Annotated in this window: 4 protein-coding genes; all 4 read right to left on the bottom strand. The window is 73.9% G+C overall.

Annotated features, from left to right (window positions below):
• Window positions 1-117: 117 nt before the first annotated feature.
• From ACIBHY_RS52930 to ACIBHY_RS52915, 4 genes are read right to left on the bottom strand one after another with little or no spacing between them, the layout of a single operon-like run.
• Window positions 118-1,389, bottom strand: a complete 1,272-nt coding sequence (locus ACIBHY_RS52930; protein WP_397257137.1) for an MFS transporter — start codon at window positions 1,387-1,389, stop codon at window positions 118-120.
• Window positions 1,367-5,233, bottom strand: coding sequence for an amino acid adenylation domain-containing protein (locus ACIBHY_RS52925; RefSeq protein WP_397310844.1), 3,867 nt, complete (start codon window positions 5,231-5,233; stop codon window positions 1,367-1,369). Before ACIBHY_RS52925 ends, ACIBHY_RS52930 begins: the two co-directional genes overlap by 23 nt.
• Complete coding sequence (locus ACIBHY_RS52920; RefSeq protein ID WP_397310843.1) at window positions 5,230-11,601, bottom strand: amino acid adenylation domain-containing protein; 6,372 nt, start codon at window positions 11,599-11,601, stop codon at window positions 5,230-5,232. Before ACIBHY_RS52920 ends, ACIBHY_RS52925 begins: the two co-directional genes overlap by 4 nt.
• A complete protein-coding gene (locus ACIBHY_RS52915; RefSeq protein WP_397310842.1) occupies window positions 11,598-14,678 on the bottom strand; it encodes an amino acid adenylation domain-containing protein in 3,081 nt (1,026 codons plus the stop codon). Before ACIBHY_RS52915 ends, ACIBHY_RS52920 begins: the two co-directional genes overlap by 4 nt.
• Window positions 14,679-14,684: the final 6 nt, after the last annotated feature.

The following is a 14,684-nucleotide window of genomic DNA, read 5'->3' as shown; positions in this document are numbered from 1 at the left end:
GGCGCGCCCGCCGCCCCCGGGGGGCCCCGCGCGGCGCCCCCGGGCGGGGGGGCGCGCCCCCCCCCGGGGGGGGGGGGGGGGGGGGGCCCGCCCCCCCCCCCCCCCCCCCGGCCGGGGTCAGGCCGTGGCCGGTGCCTGGGGGAGTTCGCGCATCCGGGGGATCGGCGACATCGCCAGCACGATCATCGGCACGACCGCGCCGATCACCGCCGCCACCAGCACCACCGGCCGCATCCCCACGGCCTGGCCGAGGAACCCGGCCACCAGCGCGCCCAGCGGCGCGGGCACCAGCCCCATCGCCCAGATGGTCGCGATGACCCGTCCCATGAGCTCCCGGGGCGTGGCCGACTGCAGCACGGTGATGTTGTTGACCACGAACACCTGCGTGCACAACCCGACCAGCAGCTGCGAGAACGCCAGCATCGCGATCGCCAGCCACACCGGCCCCCCGGCCAGCGGCACCAGGATCAGCGCGCTGTTGCCGATCACCGTGGACCAGAACATGGTGGGCCCAGGCCCCGCCCCCTTCATGAGCCGCACCGACAACCACGCTCCGGCCACCGCCCCGACCCCGCCGACGGCCAGCACGGCCCCGACCCAACCGGCGGGCACCCCGGCCCCGTCGATCACGTACGGGATGTAGAGCGTCTGCAGGATGCCGATGTCGAAGAAGGAGTAGACCGCGCTGGCGATGGCCAGCGGGCGGACGACCGGGTGGCTCATCACCCAGCCGAACCCCGCGCGGATCGCCGCGATCATGCTGCCGCCCTCGTCGGGCGGCGGCGGGTCCTCGCGCTTGCGGATGGAGATCAGGCAGAGCGCCGACAGGACGTAACTGATCGCGTCCACCAGGATGACCAGCGGCGCCGAGCGGGTGGCGATGAGGAACCCGGCCAGGCTGGGCCCGACCGCCTTGGAGACCGAGTCGCTGAGCTGCAGCTTGCTGTTGCCGTCACCGAGGTGCTCGGGGGCCACCAGCACCGGCAGGTACGACCGGTAGGCGATCTCGAAGAGCACCCCGAACACGCCCATCACGAGCACGACCACGTACAGCCACCACAGCGTCAGCATGTCCATGACGAACAGCACCGGCACGGTCGCCAGCATGAGCGCGCGGATGACGTCGCTCCAGATGAGCACGGGACGGCGCCGCATCCGGTCCACCCAGACGCCCACGACGAAGAACAGCACCATGGGCAGCCTGGACAGCGCGCCGAGCACGCCCATCTCGGCGACGGAGGCGTGCAGCCACAGGTACGCGACGATCGGCATGGCGAGCACCGTCACCTGGGAGCCGACCAGTGACAGGCTCTCGCCGCTCCACAGCTTGAGGAAGTCGCGGTTCTTCCACAGCGTCGCGGGCGGCTCAGTCGTGGGGGGTGATGCCATGGTCGATGCTGCTCCTCAGTTCGGCGGCCGCCAGGGCGACCCGGGGCTCGTACATGACGGTGAAACGCTCGCCGTGGATGGGCGAGATGCGCAGGCGGCCGGTGACGACGTCGCTCCATCCCATGTCGTCGGGCGGGACGCCCTCGGCGGCGGGCGAGAACAACAGGACGTCCCCGTCGTAGGGGGCGTGCCGGAAGTGGCCGACGGCGTGCGCGTTGGCGCGGAAGACGTCGACGAAGCGTCGGGCCTGGCGCAGGTCGGCGGTGTCGGGCTGCAGGGTGTCGGCGCGGGCGGCGGCGTCGATCACGGCCAGCAGCCGCTCGTCCGGGCTCATCCGGTGCAGGTCGTCGAGGTCGACCTGCACCTTGCCGCCGGCGAGGGCGTGGGTGAGCAGGACGGCGTCGTCCTCGAGCGAGGCGCGCAGCACCGGCTCGTCGGCGTCGGAGTAGAACAGGACGAGGAGCGGCACCTCCTCGCCCATCTCCCGTAACCGGCGGGCGGTCTCCAGGGCGATGTTGCCGCCGATGCAGTACCCGCCCAGCACGTACGGGCCGTGCGGCCGGAGCTTGAGCAGGTGGGCGGTGTAGTCGTCGACCATCTCCGCCAGCGTGGCGTGCGGCTCCTCGCCGGGGGACAGGCCTGCCGCCTGGATGGCGTAGACGGGCTGGTCGGAGCCGAGGTGGCGGGTCAGCGGCAGGTAGCGGAAGACCTGGCCGCCCAGTGCGTGGAACAGGAAGATCGGGTCGCGCTCGCCGGTGGGCCGCAGCGGCACGATCCGTTCGGGGGCGCCGTCGTTGTCCTGGGGACGGCGCAGCTCGACGGCGAGCTGGGCGACGGTCGGCGCGGTGAGCACGGTCGACAGCGGCACGTCGCGGCCCAGCTCCTTGCGCAGCCGCATGGTCAGGCGCAGGGCCAGCAGCGAGTGGCCGCCGAGGGCGAAGAAGTCGTCGTGCACGCCGACGTCGTCGACGCCGAGCGTCTCCTCCCACAGCGTGCCCAGCTTGGCCTCGAACGGGTCGCGCGGCGGCATGTACGGCGCCCGCCCGGCGTCACCGGGCTCCGGCAGGGCGGCACGGTCGAGCTTGCCGTTGGCGGTGACCGGCAGCGCGTCGAGGCGTACCCAGGTGGCCGGGACCATGTGCTCGGGCAGCTTCTCGCGCAGCGCCGGGGTGAGATCGGGCAGGTCGCCGCCCTCGGGGACGACGTAGCCGACCAGCCGTTCGCCGCGCAGCACGACGACGGCGGCGCGGACGGCCGGATCGGCGGCCAGCAGCCCCTCGATCTCGCCGAGCTCCACCCGCTGGCCGCGGATCTTGACCTGGAAGTCGGTCCTGCCGAGGTACTGGACCTCGCCGGTGGTCAGCCAGCGGGCCACGTCGCCGGTGCGGTACAGGCGTTCGCCGGGCGGGCCGTACGGGTCGGGGACGAACCGTTCGGCGGTGAGCTCCGGCCGGTTGACGTAGCCGCGGGCGAGCTGGACGCCGCCCAGGCACAGCTCGCCCGGGGTGCCGACGGGGACCCGGTGGCCGTCGGCGCCGAGGACCTCCAGGCGGGTGTTGGCGACGGGCCGGCCGATGGGCACCAGCCGTTCGCCCGGCTCGCAGGGATGCCAGGTGACGTCGACGGCCGCCTCCGTGGGGCCGTACAGATTGTGCAGCTCGGTCTGGGGGAGGCGCTCGTGGCAGCGGGCGGCGAGCTCGGCCCCGAGCGCCTCGCCGGAGCAGATGAGGCGGCGCAGCGCCGGCAGGGCGGGCTCGTCGAGGAACAGCTCCAGCATGGACGGCACGAAATGCATGGTGGTGACGTCGAAGGCGGCCAGGCGGGCACTGTCGCGGTGGGCGCCAGGCTCGGCGACCACCAGCCCGGCGCCGACCATGAGCGGCCAGAACAGTTCCCACACCGAGACGTCGAACGACAGCGGCGTCTTGTGCAGCACCCTCTCGTCCGCGCCCAGCCCGAACGCCTCCTGCATCCACCGCAGCCGGTTGACGATCGCCCGGTGGGAGACGCCGACCCCCTTGGGCCGGCCGGTGGAGCCGGAGGTGAAGATCACGTACGCCAGCGCGTCGGGATGCACGCGCGGCGGCGCGGAGGCGAGGGCGGGGACGGGCCCGTCGAGCGGGAGGGCGACGCCGTCCGGTAGCGAGGACGTTCCCGCCGGACCGGTCAGCACCGTGCGCGCCCGCGCGTCCTCGATCATGTACGCCAGCCGCTCCGGCGGCAGATCGGGCTCCAGCGGCAGGTAGGCGGCCCCGGCGCCGAGCACTCCGAGCAGCGCGGGCAGCAGGTCGGGCCCGCGTTCGAGGCAGACGCCCACGACGTCGCCCGGCCGCGTACCGGCGGCGAGCAGCCGGGCCGTGACGGCATCCGCCCGCCCGGCCAGCTCGCCGTAGGTGATCCACGCCCCGTCGTAGCCGACGGCGGGCGCGCCGGGCGTGCGCGCGGCCTGCTCCCCGATCAGCTCATGGAGCACCCCGCCCGGGTACGGCCGCGCCGTGCCGTTCCACCCGTCGATGGCGGCGGCGTCGAGGGAGAGGTAGGGATCGGCGGGTCGCGGATCGGCGGCGGGATCGGCGGCCTGGTCCAGCGCGATGAGATAGAACTCACCGATCCGCCCGATCTGCTCAGCGCCGAACTGGGCCCGGTCATAGGTGAGGGTCAGGTCGAATCCGCCGTGCTCACGCGAGCGGCTGAACGCGGCCGCGAACGGCACGTCGGTCTGCTCGAAGAACTCCTGGCCGACGATCTCGATCCCGGGCAGCTCGCGGTAGACGTGGAAGTCGCGGAAGTCGAACAACACGTCCAGCAGCGGGGAACGGCCCGCCGCCCGCTGGATCTCGAACAGCGGATACCGCCGGTGCGGCAGCAGCGCCACCTCCGCGTCGAACACCCCGCGCGCCAGCTCCGCCCAGGTCGGGGCGTTCACGTCCAGGCGCAGCGGCACGGTGTTGAGGAACAGGCCGAGGACCTCCTCACCGGCCTCGCTCTCCGGACGGCTGTGGGCGACCAGGCCGGTCATCACCTCGTTCTCGCCGGTGAGCAGGGCGAGCACGCGCAGGTGGGCGGCGAGCAGCAGGGTGCGCAACGGCACCGCCAGCTCTCTGGCCGCCGCGCCGAGCCGTTCCAGCAGTTCCGCCGCCAGCGGCAGCCGCAGTTCCTCCGCCCCCGGCTCGCCGTGCTCGCCGGGCAGGCGGGGCAGCCGGGTGTCGGGGGCGCCGGCCACCTGGGCGTGCCAGAAGCCGCGCGTCTCGGGCGCGGCCACCGCGGCGCGCTCGGCGGCCACCAGTTCGCGGAAGGCCGCGGCGGGCGGGGTGAGCGGCAGCCGTTCACCGCTCAGTTGCCCGTGGTAGCGCTGGAGCAGCTCGGTGACCAGGGACGCCACGCTCCACCCGTCGAGGATGGCGTGGTGGAAGCTCAGGCTGAACGCGAACAGCTCACCGGGCAGCACGTGCACGTGCGCGCGGGCCAGCGGCGGCGAGGCCCAGTCGAACGGCCGCCGCTTCTCCGCCTCCGACCACGCGGCCAGCCGCCCGGCGGCCGCCGGATCGCCCGACAGGTCCGTCACCTCCAGCGGCAGCGTGGCCGTACGGTGCACGAGCTGCAACGGCTCGCTGAACCCGCTCACGTCGATCGAGGTGCGCAGGACGGGATGCCGGGCGGTCACCTCGGCCAGCGCCCCCTCGAACGCCCCGGCGTCGAACCGGCCGCGCAAGGTGATCGTGGTCAGGTCGTGGTAGGTGGCCGCATCCGGCTCGTACGCGCTGTGGTAGAGCATTCCCGCCTGCAGCGCGGCCAGAGGATAGGCGTCCTCCAGGCCGCGTGCGGCTCCCGTCGTCACGGTCATCGCGCCTCGCCTTCCAGCAGTCGTGCCAGGTCCTCGGGATTGAGCAGGCCGAACGGCGTCTCGGGCGCCTCGGGTGGTTCGGCCGCCGGTGCGGGCAGGAGCCGTCCGGCCAGATCTCTGACGGTCTGGTGGAGGAAGAGCTGCTCCAGCCGGACCGCGTAACCGGCCTCACGCAGGCGGGAGACCACCTTGAGGCTGCGGATGGAGTCGCCGCCTACGGCGAAGAAGTTGTCGTGGGCCGAGACCCGCTCCAGCCCGAGCACTCCCTGCCAGGCGGCGGCGACGGCCCGTTCGGCCGGCCCCTCCGGCTCGGCGTGCGCGGCGGTCTCGGGGGCCCGGGGATCGGGCAGGGCGTTCCTGTCGAGCTTGCCGCTGCGGTTGAGCGGCAGTTCGGCGAGGACGGTCCAGGTCCGGGGGATCATGTGGTCGGGCAGGGTGTCGCGCAGCAGGCGCTCCCAGGTGCCCGCCGCCTCCTCCGCGACCGGGACCACGTATCCGGCCAGGCGCAGCCCGGCGCCGTCCTCGATGGCGCGCACGGCCGCGGCGCGCACGCCGGGCAGGGCCGCCAGGGCCGCCTCGATCTCGCCCGGTTCGACCCGCATGCCGCGGATCTTGACCTGGTGGTCGGACCTGCCGAGGTACTCGATCTCGCCGTCGGGGCGCCATCGGGCCAGGTCGCCGGTGTCGTACAGGCGGCCGCCCGGGGGACCGTACGGGTCGGGGACGAAGCGTTCGGCGGTCAGCGCGGGACGGGCCGCGTACCCCCGGGCGAGTTGCACGCCGCCGATCCACAGCGCGCCCGGGATGCCGACGGGCACGCGGTTCATGCGGGCGTCGAGGATCTCCAGCCGGGTGTTGGCCACCGGCCGCCCGATCGGGATCGTGCCCTCGCCCGCGCGGCACACGTGCCACGACACGTCCACCGCCGCCTCGGTCGGCCCGTACAGGTTGTGCAGGCCCGCCGCGGGCAGCGCGGCGGCGAAGCGGGCGGCCAGGTCGGCGCCGAGCGCCTCCCCCGAGCACACCACGGTGCGCAGCGCGCCGAGCCGCGCCTCCAGCTCGGGCTCGGCCAGGAAGAAGTCGAGCATCGACGGTACGAAGTGCACGGTCGTGACCGACTCGCCGGCCATCAGAGCGGCCAGGTGGGCGGGGTCGGCCTGCCCGCCGGGCCGCGCGACGACCAGCCCCGCCCCGGTCAGCAGCGGCCAGAACAGTTCCCACACCGACACGTCGAACGAGAAGGGCGTCTTGTGCAGCACCCGGTCGTCCCCGGTCAGCCGGAAGGCGTCCTGCATCCAGTCCAGCCGGTTCACGATCGCCCGGTGCGAGATCCCCACGCCCTTGGGCCGGCCGGTGGAACCGGAGGTGAAGAGCACGTACGCGAGCGAGTCCGGGTGCGGCCGGATCCCGAGCGGCCCGCCGTCCTCCGCGGCGACGGCCCCGGCGTCGCGATCGAGCAGCACCGCCGCCACGCCGCCGAGACCGGTAGCGGGATCGGTGACGAGATCGGCGAAACGTTCGGCGGAGACGGCCAGCCGGGCGCCCGCGTCGGCCATCATGCCCGCCAGGCGCTCGGCCGGGTGGTCGGGCTCCAGCGGCAGGTACGCCGCCCCGGTGGCGACCACCGCGTGCACGGCGACGACCAGGTCCGCCCCTCGCTCCAGGCACACCCCGACGACCTGGCCCGGCCCGGCCCCGAGCGCGCTCAGCCGCCTGGCCAGGCGGTTCACCCGGCCGGTGAACTCGGAGTAGGTGAGCCAGGCCCGGGTTCCGTCCGGAGCCTCGTATCCCAGCGCGGGCGCGTGCGGCGAACGGACCGCCTGCGCGGCCACCAGCTCCGGCAGCGTGCCGTCCGCGACGGGCGTGCCGGTGTCGTTGGCCTGGTGAACGGCGTCGAGCTCGGCCGGGGTGAGCAGGGGCAGGTCGGCGACCGGCCGCTCCGGCTCGGCCACCGCGGCCGTCAGGAAAGCGCGGAAGTGGTCGGCGAAGCGCTCCATCCGGTCGTGCTCGAACAGGTCCGTCGCGTAGTGCAGCACTCCGGTGAGCCGGTCGCCGCCCTCCTCGATCACCAGGTGCAGGTCCGCCTGCGTCACCCCCGGATCGATGTTCAGGGTGCGCAGGGCCAGCCCCGCCACGTCCGGCGGCGCGGGAGGCACGTTCTGGTAGGCCAGCATCACCTGGAACAGCGGGTTGCGGGCCAGGTCACGGTCCTGGGCCAGCTCCTGCACCAGCACCTCGAACGGCAGCTCGGCGTGCTCGTGCCCGTCCAGGACACGTTCGCGGGTGCGCGCGAGCAGTTCGGCGAAGCTCGGTTCGCCGGACAGGTCGCCGCGCAGCACGAGCGTGTTCAGGAACAGCCCGGCCATCTCCTCCACGTCCGGATGCGCGCGGCCGGAGACCGGGGTGCCGACCGGGATGTCGGCCCGTCCGGTGTAGCGGGCCAGCACCGCCTGGAGCGCGGCCAGCAGCACCATGAACGGCGTCGCCTGCCGTTCCAGCGCCAGCGCGTGCACCGCCGCCGTCGTCGCGGCGTCGATCGGGAACGTCAGCCGCCGCCCGGCCATGCTCGCCGGCCCGTGACGGTGCCGGTCGGCCGGCAGGTCCAGGGAGGCGGGCAGGCCGGCGAGCGCGTCCTTCCAGTACGCCAGGCCGGCCGCCCGCCCGGAGACCCGCGCCCGATGCCAGGCGGCGAAGTCCCGGTAGCCGGCCCTGAGCGCGGGCAGCTCGGCCGGGGCGCCGGTGACCCGTGCGCGGTAGAGCTCCATCAGGTCGCGCAGCAGGATCGACAGGCTCCACCGGTCGGTGATGACGTGGTGCAGGGTGAGGTACAGCTCGTGCTCGGCCGGGCCGCGCCGTACCAGGGCGGCCCGCGCCAGCGGACCTTCGGCCAGGTCGAAGCGGTGACGCGCCTCCTCCAGCCCCACGTCAGGACCTTCTCGCACGGTCAGCCGCGCCCTCCGGGCGCCCTCGCGCAGGGCGGGTTCGCCGTCGTCGGCCACGATGACCAGGCGCAGGGCCTCGTGCCTGGCCACCAGGTCGTCGAAGGCGGCGCTCAGCGCGGCCACGTCCAGCGGTCCGGTCAGCCGCTCGGCCCAGGCGACGTTGTAGGCGGGGTTGCCGGGGTCCAGCTGGTCGAGGAACCAGAGGCGGGCCTGCGCGTGGGAGGGCCGCGCGACGGCCTGCCCGGCGAGGGGGATGCCTCCGGTGACGGCCCCGCCGGCGGGGAGGAGCGGGGCCAGGCCCGCGATCGTCGGGGTCGCGAAGCAGCGGCGCAGCGTCACGTCCGCGCCGTGGGCCTCCCTGAGCCTGACCACCAGGCGCATGGCCAGCAGGGAGTGGCCGCCCAGGGTGAAGAAGTCGTCCTCGACGCCGAAGTCGCCGCGTTCGAGCAGTTCGCTCCAGAGGGCGTGCAGGACGTGTTCCGCGGGGGTGCGCGGTGGGATGAACGTGGTGGTGGTGGTGTTTTGGGGTGGGGGGAGGGCGGCGCGGTTGAGTTTGCCGCTGGGCAGGACGGGGAGGTCGGTGACGGTGACGAAGGCGGTGGGGATCATGGCGTCGGGCAGGCGGGCGCGTAGGTGTGCGCGGAGTTCGGTTTCTTGGGTGGTGCCGGTGGTGTAGGCGACGAGGCCGCGTCCGCCGGGGGCGTCGTCGCGTACGGCTATGACGGCTCGTTGTACGGTGGGGTGTTCGCCGAGGACGGCGGCGACCTCGTCGAGTTCGATGCGCACGCCGCGCACCTTCACCTGGTCGTCGAGACGGCCGAGGCATTCGAGGGTTCCGTCGGGGCGCCGGCGGGCCAGGTCGCCGGTGCGGTAGAGGCGGCCGCCGGGCGGGCCGAAGGGGTCGGGCACGAAGCGTTCGGCGGTCAGCGCGGCCCGGCCGTGGTAGCCGCGGGTCACTCCGGCGCCGCCGAGCAGCAGCTCACCCGGCACGCCCACCGGGACCGGACGCAGGTCGTCGTCCACCACATAGGTCGTGGTGTTGGCGACCGGGCGGCCGATCGAGCCGCCCCTGCCGTCGGTGACGTGGAGCCTGGTGGACCACACGGTGGTCTCGGTCGGGCCGTACAGGTCCCACAGCTCGTCGGTGACGGTGAGCAGGCGCGCGGCCAGCGGGCCGGGAAGCGCCTCGCCCGAGCTGACCACCCGCGGGACCCGGTGGGCCAGCGCGGGCAGCAACCCCTCCAGCACGGAGGGAGTGGCCTGGACGGTGTGCAGGTCGCCGTTCCGGAGGAGTTCGTGGACGTCTTCGATGGCGGTGACCGAGCCGACGACGACCGTGCCGCCGCTGACCAGCGGTCCGAAGATCTCGGCCATCGAGATGTCGAACGAGACCGACGTCAGGAACAGGTAGCGCGCGCCGGGCGCCAGGCCGGGGCTTTCGCGCAGGTCGCAGAGCAGATTGACCAGACCCCTGTGCGGCACCACCACGCCTTTGGGCCGGCCGGTGGAGCCGGAGGTGTAGATCAGGTACGCGCACTGGTCCGGATGGAACGCGGGCTCCGCCACGGGAGCGGCCCTCCCGATGCCCTCGTCGAGCAGGAGCACGCGCGCGGCCGCCGGCAGACTGTCCCTGAGCGAGGTGACGGTGACCGTCAGGGCGGCGCCGGAGTCGTCGAGGATCTGCCGCTGCCGTTCGGGCGGATAGCCGGGATCCATGGGGACGAAGCTGCCGCCGGACTTGAGCACGCCCAGCAACGCCACCACCACGTCCGGGTGCCGGGGCAGGCAGACGGCGACCCTGTCCTCGCGGCCGACGCCGAGCGCCCGCAGTTCCGCGGCCAGGTCGTCCGCGCGCGACTCCAGCTCGGCGTAGGTCAGCGAGACGCCGTCCCGGCCCTCGACCGCGGTGGCCTCGGGGGTGCGGGCGGCCTGCTCGGCCACCAGGTGGTGGATGCCGCCTTCCGGGTACGGCCGCGCGGTCTCGTTCCAGGCGCGCAGGGTGTTCCCGAGCTCGGCCGCGTCCATGAGCGGCAGCTCCGACAGCCGCAGGCCGGGATCGGCGACCGCCGCCCCCAGCAAGGTGCGCAGATGCGTGGTCAGGCGCCGCGCGCGGTCCTCGTCGAACAGATCGGTGGCGTAGTCGAGCACGCACACCAGCGACCCGTCCGCGCGCTCCTCCACGATGAAGTCCAGATCGAACATGGCGGTCCCGGAGCGCACGCCCAGCCGCTCCAGGCGCAGCCCGCGCGGACCGCCGGGCGGCGCCTGCGGCACGTTCTGGTAGGCGAGCATCACCTGGAAGAACGGGTTGCGGGACAGGTCCCGCCCGCTGGAAAGTTCCTCCACCAGCGTCTCGAACGGCAGGCCCGCATGCTCGAACGCGGCCAGCGTCCGCTCCTTGGTCCGCCGTACCAGCTCGGCGAAGTCAGGGTCGCCGGACAGGTCGCCGCGCAGCACCACCGTGTTCAGGAACAGCCCGACGGTCCGGTCCAGGGAGGGATGCGGCCGGGCCGACATCGGCGTGCCGACCGGGATGTCGGCCCGGCCGGTGTAGCGGGCGAGCAGCGCCTGCAGCGCGGCGAGGAGGACCATGAACGGGGTGGCGCGCTGCCCGGCGGCCAGCTCGCGCAACCCGGTGGCCAAGGTGTCGTCCAGCTCGAACACCAGGCGGCGGCCCCGGTTCGACTGCATGGGCGGGCGCGGCCGGTCGGCCGGCAGGTCGAGCACGTCGGGCAGGTCGTCGAGGGCCTTGCGCCAGTAGTCCAGGTCGCCTTCCCCGGACGGCCGGCCCTGCTGCCAGGCCACGTAGTCGGCGTACTCCACCGGCCGCTCGGGCATCGGTTCACCGGAGTAGAGCCGGAAGAGGTCGCCGAACAGGATCTCCACCGACCAGCGGTCGGCCAGGATGTGGTGCAGGGTCAGGAACAGACGGTGTTCCCGAGGCGCCACGCGCACCAGGCGGGCCCTGGTCAGCGGTCCGGCGCTCAGGTCGAAGGCGAAGCGGGCCTCCTCGCGGGCGACGGCGTCGGCCTCCCCGGCCGGCATCGTCTCGACGCTCAACGCGGGGCGGAGATGGCCGGGAGCCTGGCGGGGCTCGCCGTCGCGGGTCTCGATCACGTGGCCGAGGATCGGATGCCGGTCCACGAGCGCGTCGAACGCCTTGGCCAGCGCGGCGGCGTCCAGGTCGCCCTCGATCCGGTACGCCCACGACAAGGTGTAGGCGGGGTTGCCCGGGTCGAGCTGGTCGACCACCCACAGGCGGCGCTGGGCGGCCGACAGGGCCCCGGCGTCCGAGGCCGGGCGGGGCGGGATGGACGACGCCCCCTTGTCCGCCGCCCGGGTGCGGGCGAGGCGGGCCTCCAGCGCGGCGCGCCGTTCCGGGCTGAGCCCGGCCAGCCGCGCGCGTACCCCGTTCCCGTCGCTCACTGCTCCTCCTCCAGGAGATCCAGCAGGTCGGCATCCGTGAGTCCTTCTTCGAGCACCGCGAGCGCCTGCTCCTCGACGGTCGTGGCGTCGAAGCAGCGCCGCAGCGGCAGCTCCACGCCGAACTCCTCGTCGATCCGGCCGATGAGGCGGACCACCAGCAGTGAGTGGCCGCCCAGGGCGAAGAAGTCGTCGGTCATCCCGACGCGCTCGCGGCCGAGCAGCTCGGCCCAGATCCTGGCGATGCCCTCCTCCATCGGGGTGCGCGGTGGGGTGAACGTGGTGGTGGTGTTTTGGGGTGGGGGGAGGGCGGCGCGGTTGAGTTTGCCGCTGGGCAGGACGGGGAGGTCGGTGACGGTGACGAAGGCGGTGGGGATCATGGCGTCGGGCAGGCGGGCGCGCAGGTGTGCGCGGAGTTCTGTTTCCTGGGTGGTGCCGGTGGTGTAGGCGACGAGGCCGCGTCCGCCGGGGGCGTCGTCGCGTACGGCTATGACGGCTCGTCGTACGGTGGGGTGTTCGCCGAGGACGGCGGCGACCTCGTCGAGTTCGATGCGCACGCCGCGCACCTTCACCTGGTCGTCGAGACGGCCGAGGCATTCGAGGGTTCCGTCGGGGCGCCGGCGGGCCAGGTCGCCGGTGCGGTAGAGGCGGCCGCCGGGCGGGCCGAAGGGGTCGGGCACGAAGCGCTCGGCGGTCAGCGCGGCCCGGCCGTGGTAGCCGCGGGTCACTCCGGCGCCGCCGAGCAGCAGCTCACCCGGCACGCCCACCGGGACCGGACGCAGATCGTCGTCCACCACATAGGTCGTGGTGTTGGCGACCGGCGCGCCGATGAGCATCGTGGCGGGGGAGTGCGGCACCCGGTACGCCGTCGACCAGATCGTCGTCTCCGTGGGCCCGTAGAAGTTCCACAGCTCGTCGGTGACCGTGAGCAGGCGCGCGGCCAGGCCGAGGGGCAGCGGCTCGCCGCCGAGGATCACGCGGGGGAGCCCGGACGGCAACTGCTCGACCGCCAGGCTCGCCACCGACGGCGTGAGCTGGACCAGGTCCGCGTCCTCGGCCGCCCGGCGGAGCTCCTTGGGCGTGCGGGCGGCGTCCTCGGGAGCGATCACGAGCGTCCCACCGGACAGCAGCGGCGTGAAGATCTCCAGCGCCGCGATGTCGAACGAGAGCGAGGTCATGTACAGCGCGCTGCCGCCGCCCAGCCGCCGGATCACATCGGTGACCAGGTTGACCACGCCGCGATGCGGCACCTGCACCCCCTTGGGGCGGCCGGTGGAGCCGGAGGTGTAGATCGTGTACGCCAGATGGTCCGGCCGCACCGGCGGCAGCGGCCCGGCGCTCCCGGAGACCTGGTCGAGCAGCAGCTCCGGGGGACGCTGCGCCGGCAGCCGGTCGAGGTGGGCGGAGTCCGTGAGCAGCAGGGCGGCGCCGGAGTCGGCCAGCAGATACGCCAGCCGTTCCACCGGGTACGCCGCGTCCAGCGGCACATAACACGCGCCCGCCCGCAGCACCGCGAGCAGCGCGACGACCTGGCGCACGCCACGCGGCAGGCACAGCGCCACCCGCGACTCGACCCGAACGCCTTCCGCCACCAGCCGCCCGGCCAGCGCTTCCGTGCGGTCGTCGAGCTCGGCGTAGGTGAGCTCCTCACCGTCCGGCGCGCGCACCGCCACCGCGCCGGGCGTACGCGCCGCCTGCTCGCCGACGAGCTCGTGCAGGGCCTTGTCCGGGTACGGCGCGGCGGTGTCGTTCCACCCGGTCAGCAGCTCGGTCCGCTGAGCGGGCGTCATCAGCGGCAGCTGCGACAGCCGCGTGCCGGGCTCGGCGGCGGCCGCCTCCAGGATCAGCCGGTAGGAGCCGGCCAGGCGCTCGATCGTGCCGGGGTCGAACAGGTCGGTGCTGTACTCGAAGTAGACGCCGGCGCCGTCGGCCGTCCTGACGATGTCCAGGTTCAGGTCCAGCTGGGCGGTGCCGTTCGGGAACTGCCCGCGCGCGCTCATCGGCAGCAGGTTGAAGCCCACCTGGTAGAGCGGTGTGCGGCTGGTGTCACGGACCGGCTGGAGCGCCTCGACCAGCCGGTCGAACGGCACCTCGGCGTGGTCCAGAGCGTCGAGGACGGTCTCGCGCACCCGCTCCAGCAGCGTGCCGAACGACGGGTCCCCGCTCAGGTCGCCGCGCAGCACCAGGGTGTTGATGAACACGCCGAGCACCGGCTCGAACTCCGGCAGGTCGCGCCCGGCCACCGGCGTGCCCACCGCCACGTCCTCCTGGCCCGCGTACCGGGAGAGCAGGGCCTTCAGCGCGGCCAGCAGCACCATGAACAGGGTCGCGCCGCGCCGCTTGGCCAGCGCTTCGAGCTCGTCCACCAGGGCGGCGGGCAGCACCAGATGATGCTCGGCCCCCGCGTGCCCGCGCACCGGCGGCCTGGGCCGGTCGGCCGGCAGCCCGAGATCGGCGGGCAGCCCGGCCAGCCGGTCCCGCCAGTGATCGAGCTGGGCGGCGAGCACCCCCTGTCCGAGGTGCTCGCGCTGCCAGGCGGCGTAGTCGGCGTACTGGACGGGCAGGTCCGGCAGCCGCGCCGGACGGCCCTCGTCGAGGGCCGCGCACAGCTCCCGGATCTCCTCGCCGAGGATGGTTCCCGAGCGGGCGTCGAACACGGCGTGGTGGAACACGGAGATCAGCCGTTGCTCCCCGCCCGGCATGAGCACCAGGTGCGAGCGCCACAACGGCGCACGGTCCAGCGTGAACGGCTGCCGCGCCGTCGCCACCGCCAGCGCGCCGAACTCGCGCTCGGCCTCCTCCGGCGGCAGCCCACGCAGATCGGTACGGGGCAGCGTGACCGGCATGTCGACCTGGACGATCTGGACGAGGCACCCGTCCTCGATCGCCAGGGCGGTGCGCAGCGCCTCGTGCCGCTGGACCAGCTCGCCCAGAATCCGCTCGCAACGGTCCGGATCGGTCCGCTCGGGCAGCTTCATGATGGCGTTGATGTGATACGTGGGCGCGCCGGGATCGAGCTGGGCCAGGAACCACAACCGTTCCTGGGCGAACGAGGCGGGGAAAACGTACGTGCCGGTCACCTGGGC

The sequence above is a fragment of the Nonomuraea sp. NPDC050547 genome (assembly GCF_044457345.1).
Taxonomy (GTDB): domain Bacteria; phylum Actinomycetota; class Actinomycetes; order Streptosporangiales; family Streptosporangiaceae; genus Nonomuraea.
This window is presented reverse-complemented; position numbering and strand designations above follow the sequence as displayed.

Bases quoted from the DNA above. Each gene is read 5' to 3' on its own strand.
- ACIBHY_RS52930 (WP_397257137.1), bottom strand. From the start codon at position 1,389: ATGGCATCACCCCCCACGACTGAGCCGCCCGCGACGCTGTGGAAGAAC.
- ACIBHY_RS52925 (WP_397310844.1), bottom strand. From the start codon at position 5,233: ATGACCGTGACGACGGGAGCCGCACGCGGCCTGGAGGACGCCTATCCT.